This is a genomic window from Pseudomonas sp. 2FE (assembly GCF_005503735.1).
Lineage (GTDB): Bacteria > Pseudomonadota > Gammaproteobacteria > Pseudomonadales > Pseudomonadaceae > Aquipseudomonas.
Map to the genome: position 1 here is coordinate 390,643 of NZ_SCMO01000001.1, position 24,181 is coordinate 414,823.

Annotated in this window: 21 protein-coding genes; 18 read left to right on the top strand and 3 right to left on the bottom strand. The window is 61.6% G+C overall.

Annotation, left to right across the window (positions count from 1 at the left end):
- Positions 1-218: 218 nt before the first annotated feature.
- The 6 genes from hppD (at position 219) to arfB (ending at position 6,380) form a co-directional block, all read left to right on the top strand.
- Positions 219-1,313, top strand: a complete 1,095-nt coding sequence (gene hppD, locus FFS12_RS01935; RefSeq protein WP_137885286.1) for a 4-hydroxyphenylpyruvate dioxygenase — start codon at positions 219-221, stop codon at positions 1,311-1,313.
- An 83-nt stretch (positions 1,314-1,396) separates the two neighbouring features.
- The gene (locus FFS12_RS01940) at positions 1,397-2,536 is read left to right on the top strand and encodes a homogentisate 1,2-dioxygenase (protein ID WP_137885287.1); all 1,140 of its coding nucleotides are present in this window, start codon (positions 1,397-1,399) and stop codon (positions 2,534-2,536) included.
- Positions 2,537-2,610: 74 nt separating this feature from the next.
- Positions 2,611-3,594 (top strand): fumarylacetoacetate hydrolase family protein, encoded by a 984-nt coding sequence (locus tag FFS12_RS01945; protein ID WP_137885288.1) that lies wholly within the window; start codon positions 2,611-2,613, stop codon positions 3,592-3,594.
- A gap of 37 nt (positions 3,595-3,631) precedes the next feature.
- Positions 3,632-4,273, top strand: a complete 642-nt coding sequence (gene maiA, locus FFS12_RS01950) for a maleylacetoacetate isomerase (RefSeq protein WP_137885289.1) — start codon at positions 3,632-3,634, stop codon at positions 4,271-4,273.
- A 101-nt stretch (positions 4,274-4,374) separates the two neighbouring features.
- Positions 4,375-5,799, top strand: coding sequence for an amino acid permease (locus tag FFS12_RS01955; RefSeq protein ID WP_137885290.1), 1,425 nt, complete (start codon positions 4,375-4,377; stop codon positions 5,797-5,799).
- A 167-nt stretch (positions 5,800-5,966) separates the two neighbouring features.
- Positions 5,967-6,380, top strand: coding sequence for an alternative ribosome rescue aminoacyl-tRNA hydrolase ArfB (gene arfB / locus FFS12_RS01960; RefSeq protein WP_137885291.1), 414 nt, complete (start codon positions 5,967-5,969; stop codon positions 6,378-6,380).
- A 194-nt stretch (positions 6,381-6,574) separates the two neighbouring features.
- Here the strand turns inward: arfB and FFS12_RS01965 are convergent, their stop codons facing one another.
- The 3 genes from FFS12_RS01965 to phhA all read right to left on the bottom strand — a co-directional run bounded on the left by FFS12_RS01965 (position 6,575) and on the right by phhA (position 9,071).
- The gene (locus tag FFS12_RS01965; RefSeq protein ID WP_137885292.1) at positions 6,575-7,771 is read right to left on the bottom strand and encodes an amino acid aminotransferase; all 1,197 of its coding nucleotides are present in this window, start codon (positions 7,769-7,771) and stop codon (positions 6,575-6,577) included.
- Complete coding sequence (locus tag FFS12_RS01970) at positions 7,768-8,139, bottom strand: 4a-hydroxytetrahydrobiopterin dehydratase (RefSeq protein WP_137885293.1); 372 nt, start codon at positions 8,137-8,139, stop codon at positions 7,768-7,770. The genes FFS12_RS01965 and FFS12_RS01970 overlap by 4 nt, the downstream gene beginning before the upstream one ends.
- A 143-nt stretch (positions 8,140-8,282) precedes the next feature.
- Positions 8,283-9,071, bottom strand: a complete 789-nt coding sequence (gene phhA / locus FFS12_RS01975; protein ID WP_137885294.1) for a phenylalanine 4-monooxygenase — start codon at positions 9,069-9,071, stop codon at positions 8,283-8,285.
- 272 nt (positions 9,072-9,343) lie between these two features.
- On the opposite strand from phhA, the gene FFS12_RS01980 reads away from it, so the two are divergent.
- From FFS12_RS01980 to aruF, 12 genes are all read left to right on the top strand, one after another.
- Positions 9,344-10,897, top strand: coding sequence for a sigma-54-dependent transcriptional regulator (locus FFS12_RS01980; RefSeq protein WP_137885295.1), 1,554 nt, complete (start codon positions 9,344-9,346; stop codon positions 10,895-10,897).
- 106 nt (positions 10,898-11,003) lie between these two features.
- Positions 11,004-11,990: a hypothetical protein gene (locus FFS12_RS01985; RefSeq protein ID WP_137885296.1), complete on the top strand. Its 987-nt coding sequence runs from the start codon at positions 11,004-11,006 to the stop codon at positions 11,988-11,990.
- Between the two features lie 567 nt (positions 11,991-12,557).
- Positions 12,558-13,136: a hypothetical protein gene (locus FFS12_RS01995; protein ID WP_137818517.1), complete on the top strand. Its 579-nt coding sequence runs from the start codon at positions 12,558-12,560 to the stop codon at positions 13,134-13,136.
- A gap of 311 nt (positions 13,137-13,447) precedes the next feature.
- Positions 13,448-15,403, top strand: a complete 1,956-nt coding sequence (gene acs, locus FFS12_RS02000; RefSeq protein WP_137885297.1) for an acetate--CoA ligase — start codon at positions 13,448-13,450, stop codon at positions 15,401-15,403.
- A gap of 596 nt (positions 15,404-15,999) precedes the next feature.
- Positions 16,000-16,779, top strand: coding sequence for an ABC transporter substrate-binding protein (locus FFS12_RS02005; RefSeq protein ID WP_137885298.1), 780 nt, complete (start codon positions 16,000-16,002; stop codon positions 16,777-16,779).
- Positions 16,780-17,021: 242 nt separating this feature from the next.
- A complete protein-coding gene (locus tag FFS12_RS02010; protein WP_137885299.1) occupies positions 17,022-17,711 on the top strand; it encodes an ABC transporter permease in 690 nt (229 codons plus the stop codon).
- A complete protein-coding gene (locus tag FFS12_RS02015) occupies positions 17,708-18,406 on the top strand; it encodes an ABC transporter permease (protein ID WP_137885300.1) in 699 nt (232 codons plus the stop codon). The genes FFS12_RS02010 and FFS12_RS02015 overlap by 4 nt, the downstream gene beginning before the upstream one ends.
- Before the next feature lie 14 nt (positions 18,407-18,420).
- A complete protein-coding gene (locus FFS12_RS02020; RefSeq protein WP_137885301.1) occupies positions 18,421-19,533 on the top strand; it encodes a succinylglutamate desuccinylase/aspartoacylase family protein in 1,113 nt (370 codons plus the stop codon).
- A 26-nt stretch (positions 19,534-19,559) separates the two neighbouring features.
- Positions 19,560-20,324, top strand: coding sequence for an ABC transporter ATP-binding protein (locus FFS12_RS02025; protein WP_137885302.1), 765 nt, complete (start codon positions 19,560-19,562; stop codon positions 20,322-20,324).
- A gap of 88 nt (positions 20,325-20,412) precedes the next feature.
- Complete coding sequence (argR, locus tag FFS12_RS02030) at positions 20,413-21,393, top strand: transcriptional regulator ArgR (RefSeq protein ID WP_137885303.1); 981 nt, start codon at positions 20,413-20,415, stop codon at positions 21,391-21,393.
- Between the two features lie 300 nt (positions 21,394-21,693).
- A complete protein-coding gene (locus FFS12_RS02035) occupies positions 21,694-22,914 on the top strand; it encodes an aspartate aminotransferase family protein (protein ID WP_137885304.1) in 1,221 nt (406 codons plus the stop codon).
- 232 nt (positions 22,915-23,146) lie between these two features.
- Positions 23,147-24,178: an arginine/ornithine succinyltransferase subunit alpha gene (gene aruF, locus FFS12_RS02040; RefSeq protein ID WP_137885305.1), complete on the top strand. Its 1,032-nt coding sequence runs from the start codon at positions 23,147-23,149 to the stop codon at positions 24,176-24,178.
- Positions 24,179-24,181 lie beyond the last annotated feature (3 nt).

The following is a 24,181-nucleotide window of genomic DNA, read 5'->3' on the forward strand; positions in this document are numbered from 1 at the left end:
TGGCAAATAATCGTTACGGATGGCAAGCCGCTGCAGTGAGGGCTCTCGGCGCTTTTCAATGTTGTAAGGAAAATTTGCCATATAGGCCGAGCGCAAGCCCCGATAAGGCCCGGCACTGCGCTTGTCCGACCCTCGGGCAAGGGTTGTTATGAGGCTATCCACACCGTCGCTGTCTCAAGGGCAGGGCGGTGCGCCCACAAGAACAACGAGGAGGCGGAATGAACGCCGTGAACAAGATCGAGCAGCACAACCCGATTGGTACCGACGGTTTCGAATTCGTCGAATACACCGCGCCGACGCCCGAGGGCATTCAGCAGCTGCGTGAGCTGTTCACCGCCATGGGCTTCACCGAAACCGCCAAGCACCGCTCCAAGGAGGTCTTTCTGTTCCAGCAGAACGACATCAATTTCGTCCTCAACGGCAGCCCGACCGGCCATGTCCGTGAGTTCGGCGAGAAGCACGGCCCGAGCGCCTGCGCCATGGCCTTCCGGGTCAAGAATGCGGCCCAGGCGGCCGCCTATGTCGAAGCCCAGGGCGCCACACTGGTCGGCAGCCACGCCAACTTCGGCGAGCTGAACATCCCCTGCGTCGAGGGCATCGGCGGCTCCTTGCTGTACCTGGTCGATCGCTATGCCAACGAGAGCAGTGACAAGACCATCTACGACGTCGACTTCGAGTACATCGAAGGCCGCACGCCGCAGGACAATGCGGTCGGCCTGATCGAACTGGATCACCTGACCCACAACGTCAAGCGTGGGCAGATGGACGTCTGGTCTGGCTTCTACGAGCGTATCGCCAACTTCCGTGAGATCCGTTACTTCGATATCGAAGGCAAACTCACCGGCCTGCTGTCGCGCGCCATGACCGCGCCCTGCGGCAAGATTCGTATCCCGATCAACGAATCGGCGGACGATAAATCGCAGATCGAAGAGTTCATCCGCGAGTACCACGGCGAAGGCATCCAGCACATCGCCCTGGCCAGCGAGGACATCTACGAGACCGTGCGCAAGCTGCGCGCCAACGGTGTGGACTTCATGAAAACGCCGGACACCTATTATGACAAGGTCGATCAACGCGTCGCCGGCCACACCGAGCCCACTGCCCTGCTACGCGAACTGAACATCCTGATCGACGGTGCGCCGGGTGACGACGGCATCCTGCTGCAGATTTTCACCAATACCGTGATCGGCCCGATCTTCTTCGAGATCATCCAGCGCAAAGGCAATCAGGGCTTCGGCGAGGGCAATTTCAAGGCCTTGTTCGAGTCCATCGAGGAGGATCAGGTCAAACGCGGCGTTCTCAAGGCCGAGTGACCTGGTGCCTGGCGTAGGGTGCGCCGCGCGCACCGGGGCCGAGGTAATGGTGCGCACAGCGCACCCTACGATGGAGTTCTGACATGAGCCGTAAATGGATCAGCTTCCCCCTGCGTGAAGGCGAGTGCTCACGGCAGGCGCATTGCGATTTCCCGGCAGGCACTTATGAGCGGGAAATGGGCCGCGAAGGTTTCTTCGGCCCGGCTTCACACCTGCACCACAAGCATCCGCCCACCGGTTGGATCGATTGGGAGGGGCCGTTGCGGCCCCACGCCTTCAACTTCAACCAGCTCTCCAGCGAGCGCGATTGCCCGCTGGAAGCGCCGGTCACCCTGCATAACGGCGACATGAAGCTGCGGGTGTGGAAGACCAACGGCGCCATGCGCCACCTGGTACGCAACGGCGACGGCGATGACCTGCTGTTTATTCACGAAGGCGCGGGGCACTTCTACTGCGACTTCGGCCACCTGGAGTTCCGCGACGGCGATTACCTGATGGTGCCGCGTGGCACCGCCTGGCGCATCGAGGCCAGTGAGCCGACCTTTATGCTGCTGATCGAGAACACCGACGGTGCCTATCAACTGCCGGACAAGGGCCTGGTTGGCCCGCATGCGATCTTCGATCCGGCGGTGCTCGACCATCCGCATCTCGACGACGCGTTCAAGGCCCAGCAGGACGAGAACACCTGGCAGGTGCGCATTAAGCGGCGCAACCAGATCAGCACCGTGACCTATCCGTATAACCCGCTGGACGTGGTCGGCTGGCATGGCGACAACACCGTGGTGCGTCTCAACTGGCGGGATATCCGCCCGCTGATGAGCCATCGCTATCACCTGCCGCCGTCGGCGCACACCACCTTTGTGGCCAACGGCTTCGTGGTCTGCACGTTCTGTCCGCGCCCGGTCGAAAGTGACCCAGGTGCGCTGAAGGTGCCGTTCTATCACAACAACGACGACTACGACGAAGTGCTGTTTTACCACCGTGGCAACTTCTTCAGCCGCGACAACATCGAGGCCGGGATGGTCACCTTGCACCCCTGCGGCTTCCCCCACGGGCCGCACCCGAAGGCGCTGAAGAAGAGCCAGGACGCCCCGGCCAACTTCGCCGACGAAGTGGCGGTGATGATCGACAGCCGTCGTGCCCTGGAGATAGACCCGGCCGCCGCGCAGGTCGATGTCCCCGAATACGTGAACTCCTGGCGTGCGCCAGGGAAAGACAGTTGAAGTAGGGTGCGCCGTGCGCACCTTGATCATCGCCCAGACAAGTGGTGCGCAGGGCGCACCCTACAGGTTGAACTATGAAACTCGCATCTCTGAATCAAGGCCGTGACGGCGTGCTGCTGGTGGTCTCCCGCGACCTCAGCCGTGCGGTGAAAGTCCCGGCGATTGCCGCGACCCTGCAGGCGGCACTGGATGAGTGGGCGGCTAAGCGTCCGCAACTGGACGCGGTGTACCAACGGCTGAACGATGGCCTGGAGGCCGGCGCCTTCGCCTTCGAGCAGGGCGCCTGCGCCAGCCCGCTGCCGCGCGCCTATCACTGGGCCGATGGCAGTGCCTACGTCAACCACGTCGAGCTGGTGCGCAAGGCCCGAGGCGCCGAGATGCCGGAATCCTTCTGGCATGACCCGCTGATGTATCAGGGCGGCGCGGACAGCTTTATCCCGCCGCACAGCCCGATTCGCATGGCCGACGAGGCCTGGGGCATCGACCTGGAGGCCGAGCTGGCGGTGATCACCGACGACGTGCCGATGGGCGCCTCGGCGGCCGAAGCGGCCGCGCACATTCAGTTGCTGATGCTGGTCAACGACGTGTCGCTGCGCAATCTGATTCCCGGCGAGCTGGCCAAGGGCTTCGGTTTCTACCAGAGCAAGCCGTCCTCCAGTTTCTCGCCGGTGGCGGTGACGCCGGACGAGCTGGGCGATACCTGGCGCGAGGGCAAGGTGCATCGGCCGCTGGTCTCGCAGATCAACGGCCAGCTGTTCGGCCAGCCGGATGCCGGCGTCGACATGACCTTCAACTTCCCGACCCTGGTCGCTCATGCCGCCAAGACCCGGCCGCTGGGAACCGGCACCATCATCGGCTCCGGCACCGTGTCGAACTATGACCGCAGCGCCGGTTCCAGCTGCCTGGCCGAAAAGCGCATGCTGGAAATCGTCGAGCACGGCGAGGCGAAAACCCCGTTCCTCAAGTTCGGTGACCGGGTGCGCATCGAGATGTTCGACGCCCATGGGCAAAGCATCTTCGGCGCCATCGAGCAGGCGGTGGAAAAATACCCGCATTGATCCCGCGGTTCAGACCACTACCTGAGGAAGGATGTCCATGCTGACTCTCTATTCCTACTGGCGCTCCAGCGCCGCCTATCGGGTACGCATCGCGCTTAACCTGAAGGGGTTGGCCTACCAGCAAGTGCCGGTGCATCTGGTCAAGGATGGCGGCCAGCAGCATTCGGCCGACTACCTGGCGCTGAATCCGCAAGGTTTGGTGCCGCTGCTGGTCGATGGCCAGACGAAGATCGCGCAGTCCCTGGCGATTCTCGAATACCTGGAAGAAACCCACCCGCAACCGGCACTGCTCCCGAGCGATCCGGCCCAGCGCGCGCAGGTGCGCGCATTGGCGCTGCATATCGCCTGCGATATCCACCCGCTGAACAATCTGCGGGTGTTGCAATACTTGTCCGGCACCTTGGGGGTTGAGAACGAGGCGAAAGACACCTGGTATCGGCACTGGGTGGACGTCGGCCTGGCGGCCGTGGAGCAGGGACTGCTGCGCTTGCCCGGTCGTCTGTCACTGGGCGAGCGGCCGGGCTATCTGGAGGCCTGCTTGATTCCGCAGGTGTACAATGCGCGCCGTTTTAACTGTGACCTCAATGCGTACCCGCGCATCCTCGATCTGGTCGCCCGCTGTGAATCCCTAGAAGCATTTAAAAACGCCGCTCCGGAGGTGCAGCCCGACGCGCAGTAGGGGCTCCGAAACTAAGGCTTACCCGCCTTGCTGAATTCCGCCGCACCACAAGCGCGGCGGGTCCGATCCCGTCACAGATAAAAACAAAAGGTGACGTACCAATGCAGCATGACACTCCTCACTCAGGCGAGCTCAAACGCGGCCTGAAGAATCGCCATATCCAGCTGATCGCCCTCGGTGGCGCCATCGGCACCGGTTTGTTCCTCGGCTCGGCCGGGGTACTGAAATCCGCCGGCCCGTCGATGATCCTCGGCTACGCCATTTGCGGTTTTATCGCCTTCCTGATCATGCGCCAGCTTGGTGAAATGATCGTCGAAGAGCCGGTAGCCGGCTCCTTCAGCCATTTTGCCCACAAGTACTGGGGCGGTTTTGCCGGCTTCCTCTCGGGCTGGAACTGCTGGGTGCTGTACATCCTGGTGGGTATGTCGGAGCTGACCGCGGTCGGCAAGTACATTCATTACTGGTGGCCGGATGTCCCGACCTGGGCCACCGCGGCGGTGTTCTTCGTCATGGTCAACGCGATCAACCTAGCCAACGTCAAGCTGTTCGGCGAGGCGGAGTTCTGGTTCGCCATGATCAAGGTGGTGGCGATCATCGGCATGATAGTGCTCGGCTGCTACCTGCTGTTCAGCGGTGCTGGCGGCGAGCAGGCTGCGGTGAGCAACCTGTGGGAACATGGCGGCTTCTTCCCCAACGGGCTTGAAGGTCTGGTGATGGCGATGGCCTTCATCATGTTCTCCTTCGGTGGCCTGGAGATGCTCGGTTTCACCGCGGCCGAGGCCGACCAGCCGAAGACCGTGATCCCGAAAGCGATCAACCAGGTGATCTACCGCATCCTGATCTTCTACGTCGGCGCGCTGGTGGTACTGCTTTCTCTGACTCCCTGGGATGCCCTGCTGCAGAACATCAACAGTGCCGGTGACGCTTACAGCGGCAGCCCGTTCGTCCAGGTGTTCTCGATGCTGGGTAGCGATACCGCCGCGCACATCCTCAACTTCGTGGTGCTCACCGCCGCGCTGTCGGTCTACAACAGCGGCACCTACTGCAACGGTCGCATGCTCCTGGGCCTGGCCGAGCAGGGCGATGCGCCGAAGTCGCTAGCCAAGGTCGACAAGCGCGGCGTGCCGGTGCGTGCGCTGGTGCTCTCGGCGCTGGTGACCTTCCTCGCGGTGGTGGTCAACTACCTGGTGCCGCAGAACGCGCTGGAGCTGCTGATGTCGCTGGTGGTGGCGGCGCTGGTGATCAACTGGGCGATGATCAGCTACTCACACCTGAAGTTCCGCCAGCAGATGGATCGCGATGCTGTGCGCACGGGGTTCCGTGCCTTCTGGTACCCCTTCGGCAACTACCTGTGCCTGGCCTTCGTGCTGTTCATCCTCGGCGTCATGCTGCTGATCCCAGGGATCCAGGTGTCGGTCTACGCGATTCCGTTCTGGTTGGTGTTTATGTGGGGTTGCTACCGCCTCAAGCTGTCCAAAGCTAAAGCCACGGCGGATCTGTTCGGCGCCAGTTCGGCAGTCGAGTAACCGCGCAACAGTCGGCCGGTACTTGATCGGTACGCTAAACAACAAACCCGGCTATTAGAGCCGGGTTTGTTGTTTCAGCAGGGCGGGATTGTGGGTTGGATTGGATGAATGCTTGCGCAGGCGCTCGGGTTATCCTGGCCGCCTCTTTCCTTTTATGTGCTTTCGTCATGCTGGTGATTTCCAACAACGTCCATCTGCCCGATGCCGAGGTCGAGCTGAGCGCCATCCGCGCCCAGGGCGCCGGTGGGCAGAACGTTAATAAGGTCTCCAGCGCGGTACACCTGCGTTTCGACATCAACGCCTCGTCGCTGCCGCCGTTCTACAAGGAACGCCTGCTGGCGCTGCGCGACAGCCGCATCACCGGCGATGGCGTGGTGGTGATCAAGGCACAGCAGTACCGCACTCAGGAACAGAACCGCGCGGACGCGCTGGAGCGGCTAAAGGAGCTGATTCTGAGTGCCGCCAAGGTGGAAAAAGCCCGCCGTCCGACCAAGCCAACCCTGGGCTCGAAGAAGCGTCGGCTGGAAGGCAAGAGCCAGCGCGGCTCGATCAAGGCCGGGCGCGGCAAGGTGGATTACTGAGTTTGTCGGTAGGGTGCATTTGCCCGCAGGGCAATGCACCTCGGGCTGTGTGGTGGCGGTGGATTGCCGCGTTGCGGCGAATCCACCCTACGGGCTCGACCGTGCGCCGGGAGGTAGGGCGGACATACCGCTTGCGGTTTGTCCGCCGCCTTGAGCGGTGGACAAGGCCGACGCCATGTCCACCCTACGTCGGATCAGTCGCAGACCTGGGCGATGGCGCGGGCCAGGTCGTCGAGCCGGCTGGCATCGATCCCGGCCACGTTGGCACGGCCGGAACCGACCATATACACGCTGTATTCATCGCGCAGCCGCTGCACCTGCTGGGGCGTGAGGCCGGTGTAGGAGAACATCCCGCGCTGGATGCCGATATGTGCAAAGCGTTCGGCCAGGCCATAAGGCTGCAGGGCTTCGACCAAGCCCAGGCGCAGTTCGGCGATGCGCCGACGCATGCCTTCCACTTCATCGACCCAGAGGGTTTTCAAGGCCTGGTCGTCGAGGATCTGCGCGACCACCGCAGCGCCATGGGCCGGCGGGGTGGACCACAGGTTGCGGGCGGTGGAGGCCAGCTGGCTGCGCACATCCAGTAGTTTTTCCGCATCTTCGCAGCAGACGATCAAGGCGCCGGTGCGTTCGCGGTAGAGGCCGAAGTTCTTCGAGCAGGAGCTGGTGATCAGCAGCTCCGGCAGTTCTTGGGCGAACAGCCGTACCGCCCAGGCGTCGTCGTCCAGCCCATCGCCGAAGCCTTGATAGGCGAAGTCGATCAGCGGCAACAGCTCACGGGCGCGCACCACCTCCAGCACCCGGCGCCAGTCGTCGTGCGACAGGTCGAAGCCGGTCGGATTGTGGCAGCAGGCGTGCAGCAGCACCACGTCGCCGAGCGGCAACTGGCCGAGGGCGGCGAGCATGGCTTCGACGTTCAGGCAGTTGTCGCTGCCGACGTAGGGGTAGTGACCGACCTTGAGCCCAACTGCGGCAAAGATCGTTTCGTGGATCGGCCAGGTCGGGTCGCTCAGCCAGATGCCACGGCCCGGCAGGCAGCGGGCGATAAAGTCCGCCGTCAGGCGCAGGGCGCCGGTGCCGCCCGGTGTTTGCGTGGCGCCGGCGCGCTGTTCGCGCAGCAGTGCGGAGTCGCCACCGAGCACCAGTTCGGCCAGGCGCGTGGTAAACAGCGCATCGCCATGACCGCCGATGTAGCTCTTGGTCGTTTCGCTGTCGACCAAGCGCTGCTCGGCCAGCTTCACCGCGCGCAAAATCGGTGTATGACCCTGGGGGTCTTTGTACACGCCAACCCCGAGATCCAACTTGGCCGGATTGCTGTCGGCGCGAAAGGCCTCGATCAGGCCGAGAATCGGGTCGCCGGGCACGCGGGAGATCGCGTGGAAGTGTTTCACTTGCGCCCCTCCGCGGTTTTCGCGACCTCGTCGGTACGGGCGGCCATGATAAAGTCGTTGCGGTGCAGGCCTTTGATCGAGTGGCTCCACCAGGTCACGGTGACCTGGCCCCATTCGGTCAGCAGGCCGGGGTGATGGCCCTCGGCCTCGGAGATGTCGCCGACGGCGTTAGTGAAGGCCAGGGCCTGCTTGAAGTTCTTGAACAGGAAGAGCTTTTCCAGCTGCATCACGCCGTCACGAACCTCGATATTCCAGTCCGGAATCTGCCGCAGCAATTCGGGCAGTTCGGCATCGCTGACTTGCGGGGCTCCGGCTTGGCAGGCTTCGCAGTGGGCCTGATTCAGAGCGGAGGGGGTCAAAGCGGTCATGGTGGGTTCCTTCTTGTAGGCGTTTGCTGTCTAGGTAGTCTAGGTAGAGCGTAGCGAAACCCAGCTCGATGCTATGCGCTGGGTTTCGTCGCTACGCGACTCTACCCAGCCTACGTGTCCAGGTATTCGTGTCCGGATATCGTTCAGGCCGCCTGTTTCGGCGGGAATTTCGCCGGGTGCAAACCTAGCTGCATGGCTTTGGGCACCATCGCCATGATGTCCTCATGGGCCAGTTCGAACAGCCGCTTAAGCTCCGGCAGCACGAAATACAGCGGTTGCAGGATGTCGATGCGGTAAGGCGTGCGCATCGCTTCGATAGGGTCGAAGGCCTGGTGCTCGGGCTGGTCGGACAGGCAGTAGAGCGTCTCCTTCGGTGAGGAGAGGATGCCGCCGCCATAAATTTTGCGGCCCTGCGGCGTGTCGACCAGGCCGAACTCGATGGTCATCCAGTACAGGCGGGCGAGGTAGACGCGTTGCTCTTTGCTGGCCTGGAGGCCGAGCTTGCCATAGGTGTGGGTGAATTCGGCGAACCAGGGGTTGGTCAGCAGCGGGCAGTGGCCGAAGATCTCGTGGAAAATGTCCGGCTCTTGCAGGTAGTCCAGCTCTTCCCGTGTGCGGATAAAGGTGGCGACCGGGAATTGTTTGCTGGCCAGCAGTTGGAAAAAGGTCTCGAACGGAATCAGCGCCGGCACCCGCACCACGCGCCAACCGGTAGTGGCCTCGAGCACCTTGTTGATCTCGCCGAGTTGCGGGATGCGCTCATGGGGCAGGCCAATCTGCTCGATACCGTCCAAATACTCCTGACAGGCGCGGCCTTCGATCACCTTCAACTGGCGGCTGATCAAGGTGTTCCACACCTGATGCTCGGCTTCCGGGTAGTGGATAAAACCGTGCTCATCGGGTTGGCGGGCCACGTACTGCGTGGTTTTCATACGGTCTCCTGCGCGGTCGCGATGCCGCAGCGCGTTGTTGTTGTGTTGACCTAGCAATACCGCAGAGCGTTGCGCTGCGCAGCCGGCTAGCGGCTCGGGTCGGCAGGAAATACCGATAAATTCGTAAAGATATAGTTACGATCTTGGCGAGGTTGCGGATTTCAGCCTTGCTGGCGCAAGCATCTGTCACATATTCTTGACGAAAATCTGCAGTGATTTTGCGAAAAAAACACTGCTGGCCCGCCACAAGCAGCGATAACAGGGCGTTTGCGATGAGAATCAAAGTCCACTGCCAGAACCGCGTCGGTATCCTGCGCGACATCCTCAATCTGCTGGTCGAGTATGGCATCAACGTCGCCCGTGGCGAGGTCGGCGGCGAGCAGGGCAACGCCATCTATCTGCACTGCCCGAACCTGATCAACCTGCAGTTCCAGTCGCTGCGCGCCAAGTTCGAGGCGATTCCCGGCGTGTTCGGGGTCAAGCGCGTCGGCTTGATGCCCAGCGAGCGCCGTCATCTGGAGTTGAATGCCTTGCTCGGCGCGCTGGATTTTCCGGTGCTGTCGATCGACATGGGCGGCTCGATAGTCGCGGCCAACCGTGCGGCGGCGCAGTTGCTGGGGGTGCGGGTGGATGAGGTGCCGGGGATTCCGTTGTCCCGCTACGCCGAAGATTTCGACTTGCCCGAGCTGGTGCGGGCAAACAAGTCGCGGATCAATGGCCTGCGGGTCAAGGTCAAGGGCGATGTGTTTCTCGCCGACATCGCCCCGCTGCAATCCGAGCACGACGAAAGCGAGGCCCTGGCCGGCGCGGTGTTGACCCTGCACCGCGCCGACCGGGTCGGTGAGCGCATCTACCATGTGCGCAAGCAGGAGCTGCGCGGCTTCGACAGCATCTTCCAGAGCTCGAAAGTCATGGCCGCGGTGGTGCGCGAAGCCCGGCGGATGGCGCCGCTGGATGCGCCGTTGCTGATCGAGGGCGAGACCGGCACCGGCAAGGAGCTGTTGGCGCGCGCCTGTCACCTGGCCAGTCCGCGCGGGCAGTCGCCGTTTATGGCGCTGAACTGCGCCGGGCTGCCGGAATCCATGGCCGAGACCGAGCTGTTCGGCTACGGTCCGGGCGCCTTCGAAGGGGCTCGTCCCGAGGGCAAGCTCGGCCTGCTGGAGTTGACCGCGGGCGGCACCTTGTTCCTCGATGGCGTCGGCGAGATGAGCCCGCGCTTGCAGGCCAAGCTGCTGCGTTTCCTGCAAGATGGCTGCTTCCGCCGGGTCGGTAGCGACGAGGAGGTGTACCTGGATGTGCGGGTCATCTGCGCGACCCAGGTGGATCTCTCCGAGCTCTGTGCGAAAGGCGAGTTCCGCCAGGATCTCTACCACCGCCTCAACGTACTCAGCCTGCATATCCCGCCGCTGCGCGAATGCCTGGATGGGTTGGCGCCGTTGGCCGAGCACTTTCTCGATCAGGCCAGCCGGCAGATCGGGTGCCCGCTACCCAAGCTGGCGCCGAAAGCCTTTGAGCGACTCAATCACTACCACTGGCCAGGCAATGTACGGCAGTTGGAGAACGTGCTGTTTCAGGCGGTTTCGCTCTGTGATGGCGGCACGGTCAAGCCCGAGCATATCCGCCTGCCGGACTATGGCGCGCCGCAGCCGCTGGGTGATTTCTCCCTCGAGGGCGGGCTGGAGGCGATTCTCGGGCGTTTCGAAAAGGCCGTGCTGGAGCGGCTCTATGCCGAGTACCCCAGCAGTCGTCAGCTGGGCAAGCGCCTCGGTGTGTCGCATACCACCATCGCCAACAAGCTGCGCCAGCATGGGCTGGGCAAGGAGTAGGGCAACCCGCCCTAGGATTTGTGCGCCGAGCAGCCGAGTGAGTGGCGGCATCCCCTGCGAGCGTCTAGGTTTAACCCTCGGGAGCCTGATCGCAGCGGAGGATGCCATGCACGATGAACCGTCGAATCCACGAGTCGGCTGGCTGCGGCATCCCGAGCGGTACTGGGGCGTTTGGCTGGCTGTGCTGGTCCTGATCCTCGGCCCGCTTGCCGTCGCGGACAGCAACCCGCGCTTGGCGCAGATCGAGGAGCAATTGGACGATCTCCAGCAGCAGCGCAATCTCCTCGATCAGCAGCTCGAGCTGGCCGAAAGCGGCAATTATTTCTTCATCCCCGGCGACCTTGGCGGGCCTTTGCTGCCGATCAAGCAACAGGACTATGTCGATCGGCTGCGGCTGATGACCGGTTCGGGGCGGATGACCCAGGACGCGGCCGAGAGCCGGCTCGATCAGATGCACGAGCTCATCGCTCCGTACCGCCAGCAGCTGACCGAGGAACTGCGCAAAATCGAAGATGACATGGAGGAGCTGCGAACCGAGGTCCGCGAGCTGGACCGCGCCTCCGCCGACCCGGACCCGACCTCCGGTGGTAGTGGTGGTGGCGGACAATCCGGCGCTAGCGCCGAGGATATCGCCCGCTGGCGGGCGGGCCTGGAATGTTTGGAGGAGGGCGTGCGCCTTTATCCCAATCATTGGCAGGACTGTAACGGCAATTGGACCATGGGCAGCCGCGATGTCGCGATCGCGCGCCTGCGCAGCCTGTTGCGCGATGCCGGTGCCGAAGCTGGAACTGGAGATGACGGGGCGAATCCGCCCTCCGCCGAGCACGGCAAGATAGTGGTGATCAGCGCGGTTTACGGCGGCAACTGTGGCAGCCCATCAGGGGTGACTCAGCAGCTTGCCGACGCCTGCGAGGGCAAGCAGCGCTGCGATTACCTGGTGGACCACCAGGTGATCGGCGACCCGGCGTTCGGTTGTCGCAAGGACTACGTGTACCGCTGGCAATGCGCGGGCGGCGAGGCCTATCCGCCCATCCAGGAGCAGACGGTGTCCCCGGAGGCGTCGGGGCAGTACGCATCCCTGTGGTGCTGGTGAGAGGGGCGGCATCGGCGGCAATCGGCGGTGACCATTAGCAGGCCGTTGAAAAATGTAGGCGAGGCAGCCGAGACAAGGCAAAAACGGCCGAAAAAGCGCAGTTTACGTGTTGTAAATGAGCATTTTGAGGCCGTTTTTAACGCCGTATCGGCAACGTAGGTAGTTTTTCAACGGCCTGTTAGACCTTGGTGCTATGGCCCCACGCCGATGTGCCCTGTACAAAGCGTCTATCCGAATCTTGCGTGATCTTGGATGTCTGATGTTTCCAACATTCCTCTCCCGGAATGACTTAATGGGCGGCCTTAGGGTCGCCCTTTTTTATTCTCCTCGCGCCCTGAAATCACTGCCGCGCTCGTCGGCTCCCGCGGTGTTCGGCGGCGTCTTGCCTTTCGGTTCTGGACCTCGATCGCTTCGAAGAGGCATTTCGCCTCGCGCTTGAGCGTGGGCGTTTCCGCTCATGGGGGAGGGCCGGAGGCTTGTCACGATAAATACAAATATGTATCATTTAGTTTCAATTTAGCGCGGGCGCAGGGAGTGCATTGCCCGAATAAAAATAAGGTTAAGGCAATGCTTAAAATGCTACTCGTATACGGCCATCTGCTCGCCACTTGTATTGCCCTGGGGCGGGTGCTGCAGGCCGATCACAAGCTCTGGGGTTGGCGCAGGGAGGCGTTGGATCAGGCGCAGCGTGAGTATCTCGAGGAAACTCAGAAGATCGTCACCCTGGCGCTGCTGGCTCTTTGGGGAAGTGGCCTGCTGTTGGTGCTCCAGGGTTACCTCAATGAGGGGGCCACGTATCTGCTCAATCAGAAGCTCTGGGCGAAGGTGACCGTTGTTGCGCTGCTTAGCCTGAACGGCGCGTTGCTGCATCGAGTCGGTTTCCCCCTGCTGCAAAAGGCTCCCTTCGTCTTGTTGCACAGTTCCGCCCGTACCCGCCTTGCTCTCTTGGGCGCGCTCTCCATGAGCGGCTGGCTATTCGCCGCTTTCTTGGGCGTGGCTCGAGCGTGGAATCATGTGTTGCCTTACCTGTATGTGATGGGCACTTTTGCGGTGTTCTCGTTGCTGGCCTGCGCCGTGGCTTTTACAGTCGCCAGTGCGGCGGGTGCTGTGGGCGAGGAGGAGGGTGAGCGGTCCGCTGCTTCATAGGCCGTCCGTCTAGGCCGAACAGGGGTGCAGCGACACCGTCTGGAACCCGTTCTTCAGGGCGCCAGTGTCTAGGTGTTTCTCTCTCGGAATGATTGACTGGGCGACCTTAGGGTCGCCCTTTTTAGTTTGGGGCTCGCAGGGCGCCAAGCTGATTTGTGAGCGGCCGTGGCTGCGATGCTGGGGCAAGGGCACGTGGGCGCGCCGCCTACCGGGTGCTACGACTGGTAAGACCATGGTCGAATGGTTATTGAGGGACGCAGCAGCTACAAAAGGCGCCATAAAACAACAACTGCCCGCTGAGGTATTTCCCGATGAGTGCTGCTTCCCTGTATCCCGTGCGTCCCGAGGTGGCGGCTCAGTCGCTGACCGATGAGGCCAGCTACAAAGCCCTGTACCAGCAATCGGTGATCAATCCCGATGGCTTCTGGCGCGAACAGGCGCAGCGCCTCGACTGGATCAAGCCCTTTAGCAAGGTCAAGCAGACCTCTTTCGACGACCACCACGTTGATATCCAATGGTTCGCCGACGGCACCCTCAACGTCTCGGCCAACTGCCTGGATCGGCATTTGGCCGAGCGTGGCGATCAGGTGGCGATCATCTGGGAAGGCGACGACCCCTCGGAACACAAGCACATCACCTACCGTGAACTGCACGAGCAGGTCTGCAAATTCGCCAACGCCCTGCGCGGCCAGGACGTGCATCGCGGCGATGTGGTGACCATCTATATGCCGATGATTCCGGAAGCGGTGGTGGCGATGCTCGCCTGCACCCGTATCGGTGCCGTGCATTCGGTGGTGTTCGGCGGCTTCTCGCCGGAAGCGCTGGCCGGGCGGATCATCGACTGCAAGTCGAAGATCGTCATCACCGCCGATGAAGGTCTGCGCGGCGGCAAGAAAACACCGCTGAAAGCCAACGTCGACGACGCGCTGACCAATCCGGAAACCAGCAGCGTGCAGAAGCTCATCGTCTGCAAGCGCACCGGGGCCGACATCAAGTGGAACCCGCATCGCGACGTCTGGTACGAGGACCTGATGGCGGTCGCCTCCAGCCACTGCGCGCCCAAGGAAATGGGTGCCGAAGATCCGCTGTTTATCCTCTACACCTCGGGCTCGACCGGCAAACCGAAAGGCGTGCAGCACACCACCGGCGGTTACCTGGTGTACGCCGCGCTGACCCATGAGCGGGTGTTCGACTACAAGCCGGGCGAGGTCTACTGGTGTACCGCGGATGTGGGTTGGGTCACCGGCCACAGTTATATCGTCTACGGGCCGCTGGCCAATGGCGCCACTACCTTGCTGTTCGAGGGCATTCCGAACTACCCGGACGTCACCCGCATTTCCAAGATCATCGACAAGCATAAGGTCAATATTCTCTACACCGCGCCGACCGCCATCCGCGCCATGATGGCTCAGGGCGATGCGGCCGTGCAGGGCGCCGACGGCTCCAGCCTGCGTCTGCTCGGCTCGGTCGGTGAGCCGATCAATCCGGAAGCCTGGCACTGGTACTACAGCACCATGGGGCAGCAGCGCTGCCCGATCGTCGATACCTGGTGGCAGACCGAGACCGGCGGCATCCTCATCAGCCCGCTACCGGGCGCTACCGCGCTCAAGCCGGGTTCGGCGACGCGGCCGTTCTTCGGCGTGCAGCCGGCCCTGGTGGATAGCCTCGGCAACCTGATCGAGGGTGCGGCCGAGGGTAATCTGGTGATCATCGACTCCTGGCCGGGCCAGGCGCGCACCCTGTACGGCGACCATGAGCGCTTCGTCGACACCTACTTCAAGACCTTCAAGGGCATGTACTTCACCGGCGACGGTGCGCGGCGCGACGAGGACGGTTATTACTGGATCACCGGTCGGGTGGATGACGTATTGAATGTGTCGGGGCACCGTATGGGCACCGCCGAGATCGAGAGTGCCATGGTCGCCCACCCGAAAGTGGCGGAAGCCGCGGTGGTCGGCATGCCGCACGACATCAAGGGTCAGGGCATCTATGTCTACGTCACCCTCAACAGTGGCGAAGAGCCGAGCGAAACGCTGCGTCAGGAACTCAAACAGTGGGTACGCAAGGAAATCGGCCCGATCGCCGCACCGGACGTGATCCAGTGGGCACCGGGGCTGCCAAAGACTCGCTCGGGCAAGATCATGCGCCGCATCCTGCGCAAGATTGCCACCGCCGAATATGAGGGGCTCGGCGACATCTCCACCCTGGCCGATCCCGGCGTGGTGCAACACCTGATCGACACACACCGCAGTATGCAGGCCGCCTAAAAGGCAGCTGTTACCAGGCCCTGCTCCAGTCACAAGCTGGGGCAGGGCCTTTTCGTTTCGGCCTTGGTAGTTGTCTCGCAGTCTGCGGACTCGAGCTATAAATCGCCGATTGATGGGGATTGATATCGGCTTTATGGGCTGGCTTGCACGGCTGAGCGAAGGGCTTGGTGGACGTAACACACTGGGTAACAGCGCGCACTTTGGCGGGGTGTACGGAAACAGCTTGCGCTGTTTGGCTGCTTGTTTAGGCTGGTTGAGAATCTTTAGATATGCTGAAAGTGCCGAAATATAAGGGTTTTGCAAAATATGGCGCGATTATTGCCTTTGTCATTGGTTGTCAATTCTTTCTGGTGCTCCAGGTTTTAGAGTGCCTGTCAATATGCCTGGCAAGGCTGCTGGAGTCTTTTGTAACTAGTTGTCGCATTGGAGAAATATCGGCTTTTGGGCTGTCGTTAGAATGCCGCTCACCCAGCCGTAGCCTCTTGCATGCCGCCTAGCGCACTGCAAAGACGGTGACTCTTTCTATACTTCACGGACGGCCTGGGCGATCTCCAACTCTGCCAACAGAAGCCACACCCACTCGAAGGAGTCATAAGATGAAGAAGATCGCGCTTCTCGGCGCCCTGGCGCTGTCCGTCCTGTCGTCTCTGGCCATGGCCGACGATGCCAAGCCGCTGCGTATCGGTATCGAGGCGGCTTTCCCACCTTTTGCCAGCAAGACGCCTGACGGCGCTATCACCGGTTTTGACTACGACATCGGTAACGCGCTGTGCGAAGAGATGAAGGTCAAGTGCCAGTGGATCGAGCAGGAGTTTGACGGCCTGGTTCCGGCTCTGAAAGTCCGCAAGTTCGACGCCGTGCTGTCTTCGATGAGTATCACCGAAGAGCGTAAGAAGTCGGTCGACTTCACCAACAAGTACTACAAGACCCCGGCGAAGCTGGCGATGAAGGCCGGCAGCGTGATCAAAGATCCGCTGGTGGATCTGAAAGGTAAGAGGGTTGGCGTGCAGCGCGCCAGCATCTACGACCGTTTCGCCACCGAAGTGTTTGCCCCGGCAGGCGTTGAAGTCGTGCGTTACAGCTCGCAGAACGAAGTGTTCCTGGATCTGGCTTCCGGCCGCCTGGACGCAACCATCGCTGACTCGGTCAACATCGACGACGGCTTCCTGAAGACTGACGCCGGCAAGGGCTTCGCCTTCGCTGGCCCGGACTACACCGACGTGAAGTACTTCGGTGACGGCGCCGGTATCGCGGTGCGCAAGGGCGATAAGGCTTTGGTTGAGAAGTTCAACACTGCCATCGCCGCTATTCGCGCCAACGGCAAGTACAAAGAAGTGCAGGACAAGTACTTCAAATTCGACGTCTACGGCGAGTAATCGCTTTCTCCGAAAGTGGCATAACTGGGGTTTGCGCCAGGGCGCTCGTGTAAGCGGGCGGGGCATGCGGCATGGGGAGTGTCGCCGGCCTTCGGCGTGAACGGGTCCGAATTTTGAACGGATTCGACGCGCTTCAGGCAGTTCGGGATGAATTGCGGGGCTACCCTGTTGTTGTGCCACTTTTTCGTTGTATCGGTGCGGCCTCGGTTTCGCTGAGACGCGCTGTATGAGGAATTAAGATCATGCTGAACGGCTACGGCTCGACCATTATCGACGGTGCCTGGCTCACCTTGTCGTTGGCCCTGACCTCTATGACGCTGGCTTGTGTGTTGGGGTTGCTAGGGGCGGCGTTTCGTCTCTCGCCGATCAAGTGGTTGTCTTTGCTGGGCGAGGCCTACGCCACGGTGATTCGCGGCATTCCCGATCTGGTGCTGATCCTGCTGATTTTCTATGGCGGCCAGGATGTGGTTAACCGGGTCGCGCCGCTGCTGGGCTATGAGGATTACATCGACCTGAACCCCTTTGCCACGGGCGTCTTTACCATGGGCTTTATCTTCGGGGCCTATCTCTCGGAGACCTTCCGGGGTGCCTTCCTGGCCATCCCCAAGGGCCAGGCCGAAGCGGGCGCGGCCTACGGCATGAGCGGCCTGCAGGTGTTTTTCCGGGTGCTGGTGCCGCAGATGATTCGTTTCGCCATTCCGGGCTTCACCAATAACTGGCTGGTAATGACCAAGGCGACGGCGCTGATCTCGGTGGTCGGGCTGCAGGACATGATGTTCAAGGCCAAGAGCGCTGCGGATGCCACGCACGAGCCTTTTACCTTCTACCTGGCGGTAGCGGCGCTCTATCTGGTGTTGACCAGTGTGTCTTTGCTGCTCCTGCGGTTCCTGGAGCAACGCTACTCGGCAGGTATCAAGGTGGCTGAACTATGATCTTCGACTTTTCATCCGTCTGGGCCAACCTGCCGCTGTATTTCGGTGGCGTGTTGGTGACCCTCAAGATTTTGCTGATTTCCCTGGCGCTGGGGCTGCTGCTCGCCATTCCGCTGGGCTTGATGCGCGTCTCGCGGCAGCCGTTGGTTAACCTTCCGGCCTGGCTCTATACCTATGTGATTCGTGGCACGCCGATGCTGGTGCAGCTGTTTTTGATCTACTACGGTCTGGCGCAGTTCGCGGCGGTGCGTGAGAGCTTTCTCTGGCCGTATCTGTCCAATGCCACCTTCTGTGCTTGCCTGGCCTTTGCCCTTAACACCAGTGCCTACAGCGCGGAAATTCTCGCCGGTAGCCTCAAGGCCATCCCGCATGGCGAGATCGAAGCGGCTAAAGCCGTGGGCATGTCGCGCTTCAAACTCTATCGGCGGATTTTGCTGCCCTCGGCGCTGCGTCGCGCGCTGCCGCAGTACAGCAACGAAGTGATCATGATGCTGCACACCACCAGTCTGGCCTCGATCGTCACCTTGATCGACATCACTGGCGCGGCGCGCACCCTCAGCTCGCAGTTCTACCTGCCGTTCGAGGCCTTTATCACCGCCGGTGCGTTCTACCTGTGCCTGACCTTCGTTCTGGTGCGCCTGTTCAAGCTGGCCGAGCGCCACTGGCTGGCCTACCTGGCGCCGCGTAAGGCTTAAGGGAGTTACTTATCATGCAGCGCATCGACCATGAACTGCCTTGGGCCACTCTGGGCAGCCGACGCCAGCTGACGGTTTTCCGTTTCGGCAGTGGGCCTTGCAAGGCTTATATCCAGGCTTCCCTGCATGCCGATGAGCTGCCGGGCATGCGCGTCGCGATTGAACTCAAGCGTCGCCTGCGCGAGCTGGAGACCCAGGGCCGGCTCGCCGGCGTGGTGGAGCTGGTGCCAGTAGCCAACCCGATTGGTCTGGGGCAGATGGTTCAGGGTCAGCATCAGGGTCGCTATGAGCTGGCCAGCGGCAAGAACTTCAATCGCGACTTTGTCGATCTGGCGGCGGTTGTCGCCCCTGAGCTGCAAGGTCGTCTGGGTAGCGATGGGCCGGCCAATGTGCGGCTGATCCGCAGCGCCATGCTCGAAGCGCTGGAGGCTCTCGCGCCTGCCGGTTCCGAGCTGGAAGGTATGCAGCGTCTGCTGTTGCGGCACGCCTGCGACGCCGATGTGGTGCTCGATCTGCACTGCGATTTCGAGGCGGCGGTGCATCTCTATGGTATTCCCCAGCAGTGGCCGACATTGCGCTCGCTGGCTGCGCGGGTTCGCGCCGGTACGGTGCTGCTGGCTGAAGATTCCGGCGGTTCGTCCTTCGATGAAGCCTGTTCGCTGCCCTGGCTGCGCCTGGCGCAGCGTTTTCCGGCGGCGAACATCGCTCCGGTCTGCCTGGCGACTACGGTGGAGTTGGGCGGTATGGACCATACCGAGGCGGACCAGGCGCGTGACTACGCCGAAGCGATTCTGGCTTTCTTGGCCGAGCAGGGGCTGATCGTCGGTGATTGGCCGGCTGCGCCTGAAGAGTGTTGCGAAGCGGTGCCTTTCGACGGCACTGAGTTGCTCTACCCGCCGCACTCAGGCGTGGTTAGCTTTCTGCAGCCCGTAGGTGCCTACGTAGAAGCGGGCACCGCGTTATTTGAAGTGCTTGATCCGCTCGACGATCGCCGCAGTGTGATTCACGCGGGTACGGCGGGTGTGTTGTTCGCCATTGAGCGGATGCGTTTCGCTCAGCCTGGGCGCTGGCTGGCCAAGGTGGCCGGTCGTCAATCCATCCGTCAGGGTCGTTTGCTCAACGACTGATTCATTGCCTTTCGAGAACCGAAACCATGTACAAACTTGAAGTTCAAGACCTGCACAAGCGTTATGGCAGCCACGAAGTGCTCAAGGGTGTGTCCCTGGCGGCCAAAGCCGGCGATGTGATCAGCATCATCGGCTCCAGCGGCTCGGGCAAGAGCACCTTTCTGCGCTGCATCAACCTGCTGGAGCAACCCCACGCCGGCAAGATCCTGCTCAATGGCGAAGAGCTCAAGTTGGTGGCGAACAAGGAGGGCGCGCTCAAGGCCGCCGATCCCAAGCAGCTGCAACGCATGCGCTCGCGCCTGTCCATGGTGTTCCAGCACTTCAACCTGTGGTCGCACATGAGCGCCCTGGAAAACGTCATGGAAGCCCCGGTGCACGTACTTGGCATGTCGAAGAAAGACGCGCTGGAAAAGGCCGAGTATTACCTGGCCAAAGTCGGTGTGGCGCATCGTAAAGAGGCTTACCCGGCGCACATGTCCGGTGGCGAGCAGCAGCGTGTGGCGATTGCCCGCGCGCTGGCGATGGAGCCGGAAGTGATGCTGTTCGACGAGCCGACCTCGGCGCTCGACCCGGAACTGGTGGGTGAGGTGCTCAAGGTCATGCAGGATCTGGCGCAGGAAGGCCGGACCATGGTGGTGGTGACGCACGAGATGGGCTTTGCTCGCGAAGTCTCGAACCAACTGGTGTTCCTGCACAAAGGCGTGGTGGAAGAGCGCGGTTGCCCGAAAGAAGTGCTGGTCAACCCGCAGTCCGAGCGTCTCAAGCAGTTCCTTTCCGGTAGCTTGAAGTAACCCAGGTCGCTGGAAGTACGATAATGACGCCCCATTTGGGCGCAACACGGCATGTCTATCAATGCCAACAGAGCCTAAACTGTCAGCCATGACTGCTTACCGAATTGGTTTTCTCCTCTGGCCCAGCACCAAGGCAATGACTTTGGCGTTGGCGGAGGAAGCGTTGCGCGTCGCTCAGCGTGTTCACCCTGAAGTGGTTTACGAGCTGCGGTTCCTCCAGGCCGAGCCGATGGTCGAAGGCGCTTGGCGTCTGCCGGGTGAGCCTTGGGTCGGTAAGCTGGAGGGCTGTCAAAAGCTCTTCCTGTTGGCCGATGAGCCGCCGACCCATCTCGCTCCGGCCTTATCCAGTGCGCTCAAGCAGTTGGTGCGGGCTGGTTGTGTGATCGGCGGGCTGTCAGCGGGGGTTTACCCCTTGGCTCAGCTCGGCTTGCTCGAGGGTTATCGTGCGGCGGTGCACTGGCGCTGGCAGGACGACTTTACTGAGCGCTTTCCCAAGGTGATTGCCACCAGTCATTTGTTCGACTGGGATCGCGATCGTCTGACGGCCTGTGGCGGCTTGGCGGTGCTCGACCTGCTGTTGGCGGTGTTGGCGCGTGATCACGGCGCCGAGTTGGCCGGTGCGGTTTCGGAAGAGTTGGTGGTCGAGCGCATTCGCGAAGGCGGTGAGCGCCAGCGTATTCCTCTGCAGAACCGTCTGGGTTCCAGCCATCCGAAGCTGACCCAGGCCGTGCTGCTGATGGAGGCGAATATCGAAGAACCGCTGACCACCGATGAAATAGCCCAGCATGTCTGCGTCTCGCGCCGCCAGTTGGAGCGGATTTTCAAGCAGTACCTCAATCGTGTGCCCAGCCAGTACTACCTGGAGCTGCGCCTGAACAAGGCTCGCCAGTTGCTGATGCAGACCAGTAAATCGATCATCCAGATCGGCCTGTCCTGCGGCTTCTCCTCCGGCCCGCACTTCTCCAGCGCCTACCGCAACTTCTTCGGCGCCACCCCGCGCGAAGATCGCAATCAGCGCCGCAGCAGCAGCCCCTTTGAGCTCACTTCCGTGCCGGTCGAGCGCGGGTAGGAGCGGCCCATGGCCGCGAAACGTATATCGCGGCCATGGGCCGCTCCTACGGGTTTTGCGTTTTTCCAATGTACGCCGGGCAACGGCTAAATCAGGCATCCGCGAATTTTCTCCGTCCATGCCTAACTGTGCCGAACAGCGTTTAAACTGCGCCTTCGCGACGCTTTCTGTCGCATTTCCATAAGCACCGAAATTTCCCGGGTTGGCGCTATAAGAAGTTGTCGCATGCCGACAATGCCCGCCCCAAATCAGTCCCTACAATTCATTTCATCGCTAGCCGTTCCAGGCAGGAGAACACCGATGTCCGTTGAGCATATACAGGTAGAGCGCGCCGATTTCGATCAGGTGATGGTTCCTAACTACGCCCCCGCAGCCTTTATTCCAGTGCGTGGCGAGGGCTCCCGCGTTTGGGATCAGAGTGGTCGTGAGCTGATTGACTTCGCCGGCGGTATCGCCGTGAACTCCCTGGGTCATGCGCACCCGGCATTGGTCAAAGCCTTGACCGAACAGGCACAGAAGATCTGGCACGTCTCCAACGTCTTCACCAACGAGCCTGCCCTGCGTCTGGCACACAAGCTGGTCGACGCCACTTTCGCCGAGCGCGTGTTCCTCGCCAACTCCGGTGCCGAGGCCAACGAAGCCGCATTCAAGCTGGCGCGTCGCTATGCCCATGATGTGTATGGCCCGCAGAAGTTCGAGATCATCGCGGCGAGCAACAGCTTCCACGGCCGCACGCTGTTCACCGTGACTGTCGGTGGTCAGCCGAAGTACTCCGATGGCTTCGGTCCGAAGATCCAAGGCATCAGCCATGTACCCTTTAACGATCTGGATGCGCTGAAAGCGGCCATTTCCGACAAGACCTGTGCTGTGGTGCTTGAGCCGATTCAGGGCGAGGGTGGTGTGCTGCCGGCTGACAAGGCTTATCTGCAAGGTGTGCGCAAGCTGTGTGACGAGCACAACGCGCTGCTGGTGTTCGATGAAGTGCAAAGTGGCATGGGTCGTAGCGGCGAACTGTTCGCCTATATGAACTACGGTGTCACGCCCGACATCCTCTCCAGCGCCAAGAGCCTGGGCGGCGGTTTCCCGATCGGCGCGATGCTGACCACCAGCAAGATCGCCGCTCACTTGTCGGTCGGCACTCACGGCACCACTTACGGCGGCAACCCGCTGGCCAGTGCGGTGGCGGGTGCGGTGCTGGATGTGATCAACACCCCGGAAGTGCTCGATGGCGTCAAGGCCAAGCACGAGCGCTTCAAAGTGCGCCTGGAGCAGATCGCTGCGCAGTACGGCATCTTCACCGAGGTGCGTGGCCTGGGCCTGTTGATCGGCGCAGCCTTGGCGGATGCCTGGAAGGGTAAGGCCAAGGACGTGCTCAATGCCGCCGAGAAAGAAGGCGTCATGGTGTTGCAGGCCGGCCCGGATGTCGTGCGGTTTGCCCCGAGCCTGGTGATTCCGGATGCGGATATCGATGAAGGCCTGAACCGTTTCGAGCGCGCCGTGGCCAAGTTGACTCAGGCCTAAGCAGGTTCTATGGGGTGCGGCACGGGCCGACTTTGCCTGGGTATTCTCGGCCCGCGCCAGCCCCGCAGTTCAGTTGTAGGCAGCTCAGTTGTAGCTTTAATCGACTCAGGACGAGTCGATCGGTGTTTTAACCAAGGATGACCATTTCTGTGTGCGCTGTGGCCGCGTGCCATGGCTTTCTCTGGGTCTCTCTGCGCGAGTGGCTTGGAGCTTTTCTTTAAGGAGTAACACCATGCTGGTGATGCGCCCTGCGCAAATGGCTGATCTGGCCGACGTGCAACGTCTGGCCGCGGACAGCCCGGTTGGTGTTACCTCGCTGCCGGATGATGCCGAACGCCTGAGCGATAAGATCGTCGCCTCGGAGGCGTCGTTCGCGGCCGAAGTCAGCTTTAACGGTGAAGAGAGCTATTTCTTCGTCCTGGAAGATACGGACACCGGCCGGCTGGTCGGCTGTTCCGGCATCGTCGCTTCGGCCGGCTATTCCGAGCCGTTCTACAGCTTTCGCAACGAGACCTTCGTGCATGCCTCGCGGTCGCTGTCGATCCACAACAAGATTCACGTGCTCTCGCTCTGTCACGACCTGACCGGCAATAGCCTGTTGACCAGCTTCTACGTTGAAAAGCCGTTGGTGAATTCGCCGTGGGCCGAGCTGAACTCGCGTGGTCGCCTGTTGTTTGTGGCCAACCACCCGGAGCGCTTCGCCGATGCGGTGGTGGTGGAGATCGTCGGGTATAGCGATGAACACGGTGATTCGCCGTTCTGGGATGCGGTCGGGCGGAATTTCTTCGACCTCAACTACACCGAGGCCGAGCGCCTCAGTGGTCTGAAGAGCCGCACCTTCCTCGCCGAACTGATGCCGCATTACCCGATCTACGTGCCGCTGTTGCCGGACGCCGCCCAGGAAGCCATGGGCCAGGTTCATCCGCGGGCGCAGATCACCTTCGACATCCTCATGCGTGAAGGTTTCGAGACCGATCATTACATCGACATATTTGACGGTGGCCCGACCCTGCATGCGCGCACCTCGGGCATTCGCTCGATTGCCCAGAGCCGCGTCGTGCCGGTCCGCCTTGGTTCTCAAGAAAAGCGTGAACCCGGCAAAGGCGGGCGCCCCTATCTGGTGGCCAACGGCCAATTGCAGGACTTCCGTGCGGTTGTCGTCGAACTGGATTGGGTGCCGGGTAAGCCGGTCACCCTGAGTCTTGAAGCCGCCGAAGCCTTGGGCGTCGGCGAGGGTGCCAGCGTGCGCCTGGTTGCGGTTTAAGAG

Bases quoted from the DNA above. Each gene is read 5' to 3' on its own strand.
- FFS12_RS02015 (WP_137885300.1), top strand. From the start codon at position 17,708: ATGATCTTCGACTTTTCATCCGTCTGGGCCAACCTGCCGCTGTATTTC.
- FFS12_RS02010 (WP_137885299.1), top strand. From the start codon at position 17,022: ATGCTGAACGGCTACGGCTCGACCATTATCGACGGTGCCTGGCTCACC.
- FFS12_RS01970 (WP_137885293.1), bottom strand. From the start codon at position 8,139: ATGACCGCTTTGACCCCCTCCGCTCTGAATCAGGCCCACTGCGAAGCC.
- FFS12_RS02025 (WP_137885302.1), top strand. From the start codon at position 19,560: ATGTACAAACTTGAAGTTCAAGACCTGCACAAGCGTTATGGCAGCCAC.
- FFS12_RS02035 (WP_137885304.1), top strand. From the start codon at position 21,694: ATGTCCGTTGAGCATATACAGGTAGAGCGCGCCGATTTCGATCAGGTG.
- FFS12_RS02005 (WP_137885298.1), top strand. From the start codon at position 16,000: ATGAAGAAGATCGCGCTTCTCGGCGCCCTGGCGCTGTCCGTCCTGTCG.
- aruF (WP_137885305.1), top strand. From the start codon at position 23,147: ATGCTGGTGATGCGCCCTGCGCAAATGGCTGATCTGGCCGACGTGCAA.
- FFS12_RS01955 (WP_137885290.1), top strand. From the start codon at position 4,375: ATGCAGCATGACACTCCTCACTCAGGCGAGCTCAAACGCGGCCTGAAG.
- hppD (WP_137885286.1), top strand. From the start codon at position 219: ATGAACGCCGTGAACAAGATCGAGCAGCACAACCCGATTGGTACCGAC.
- phhA (WP_137885294.1), bottom strand. From the start codon at position 9,071: ATGAAAACCACGCAGTACGTGGCCCGCCAACCCGATGAGCACGGTTTT.
- FFS12_RS02020 (WP_137885301.1), top strand. From the start codon at position 18,421: ATGCAGCGCATCGACCATGAACTGCCTTGGGCCACTCTGGGCAGCCGA.
- FFS12_RS01995 (WP_137818517.1), top strand. From the start codon at position 12,558: ATGCTTAAAATGCTACTCGTATACGGCCATCTGCTCGCCACTTGTATT.
- FFS12_RS01980 (WP_137885295.1), top strand. From the start codon at position 9,344: ATGAGAATCAAAGTCCACTGCCAGAACCGCGTCGGTATCCTGCGCGAC.
- maiA (WP_137885289.1), top strand. From the start codon at position 3,632: ATGCTGACTCTCTATTCCTACTGGCGCTCCAGCGCCGCCTATCGGGTA.
- FFS12_RS01940 (WP_137885287.1), top strand. From the start codon at position 1,397: ATGAGCCGTAAATGGATCAGCTTCCCCCTGCGTGAAGGCGAGTGCTCA.
- FFS12_RS01945 (WP_137885288.1), top strand. From the start codon at position 2,611: ATGAAACTCGCATCTCTGAATCAAGGCCGTGACGGCGTGCTGCTGGTG.
- FFS12_RS01985 (WP_137885296.1), top strand. From the start codon at position 11,004: ATGCACGATGAACCGTCGAATCCACGAGTCGGCTGGCTGCGGCATCCC.
- argR (WP_137885303.1), top strand. From the start codon at position 20,413: ATGACTGCTTACCGAATTGGTTTTCTCCTCTGGCCCAGCACCAAGGCA.
- acs (WP_137885297.1), top strand. From the start codon at position 13,448: ATGAGTGCTGCTTCCCTGTATCCCGTGCGTCCCGAGGTGGCGGCTCAG.
- arfB (WP_137885291.1), top strand. From the start codon at position 5,967: ATGCTGGTGATTTCCAACAACGTCCATCTGCCCGATGCCGAGGTCGAG.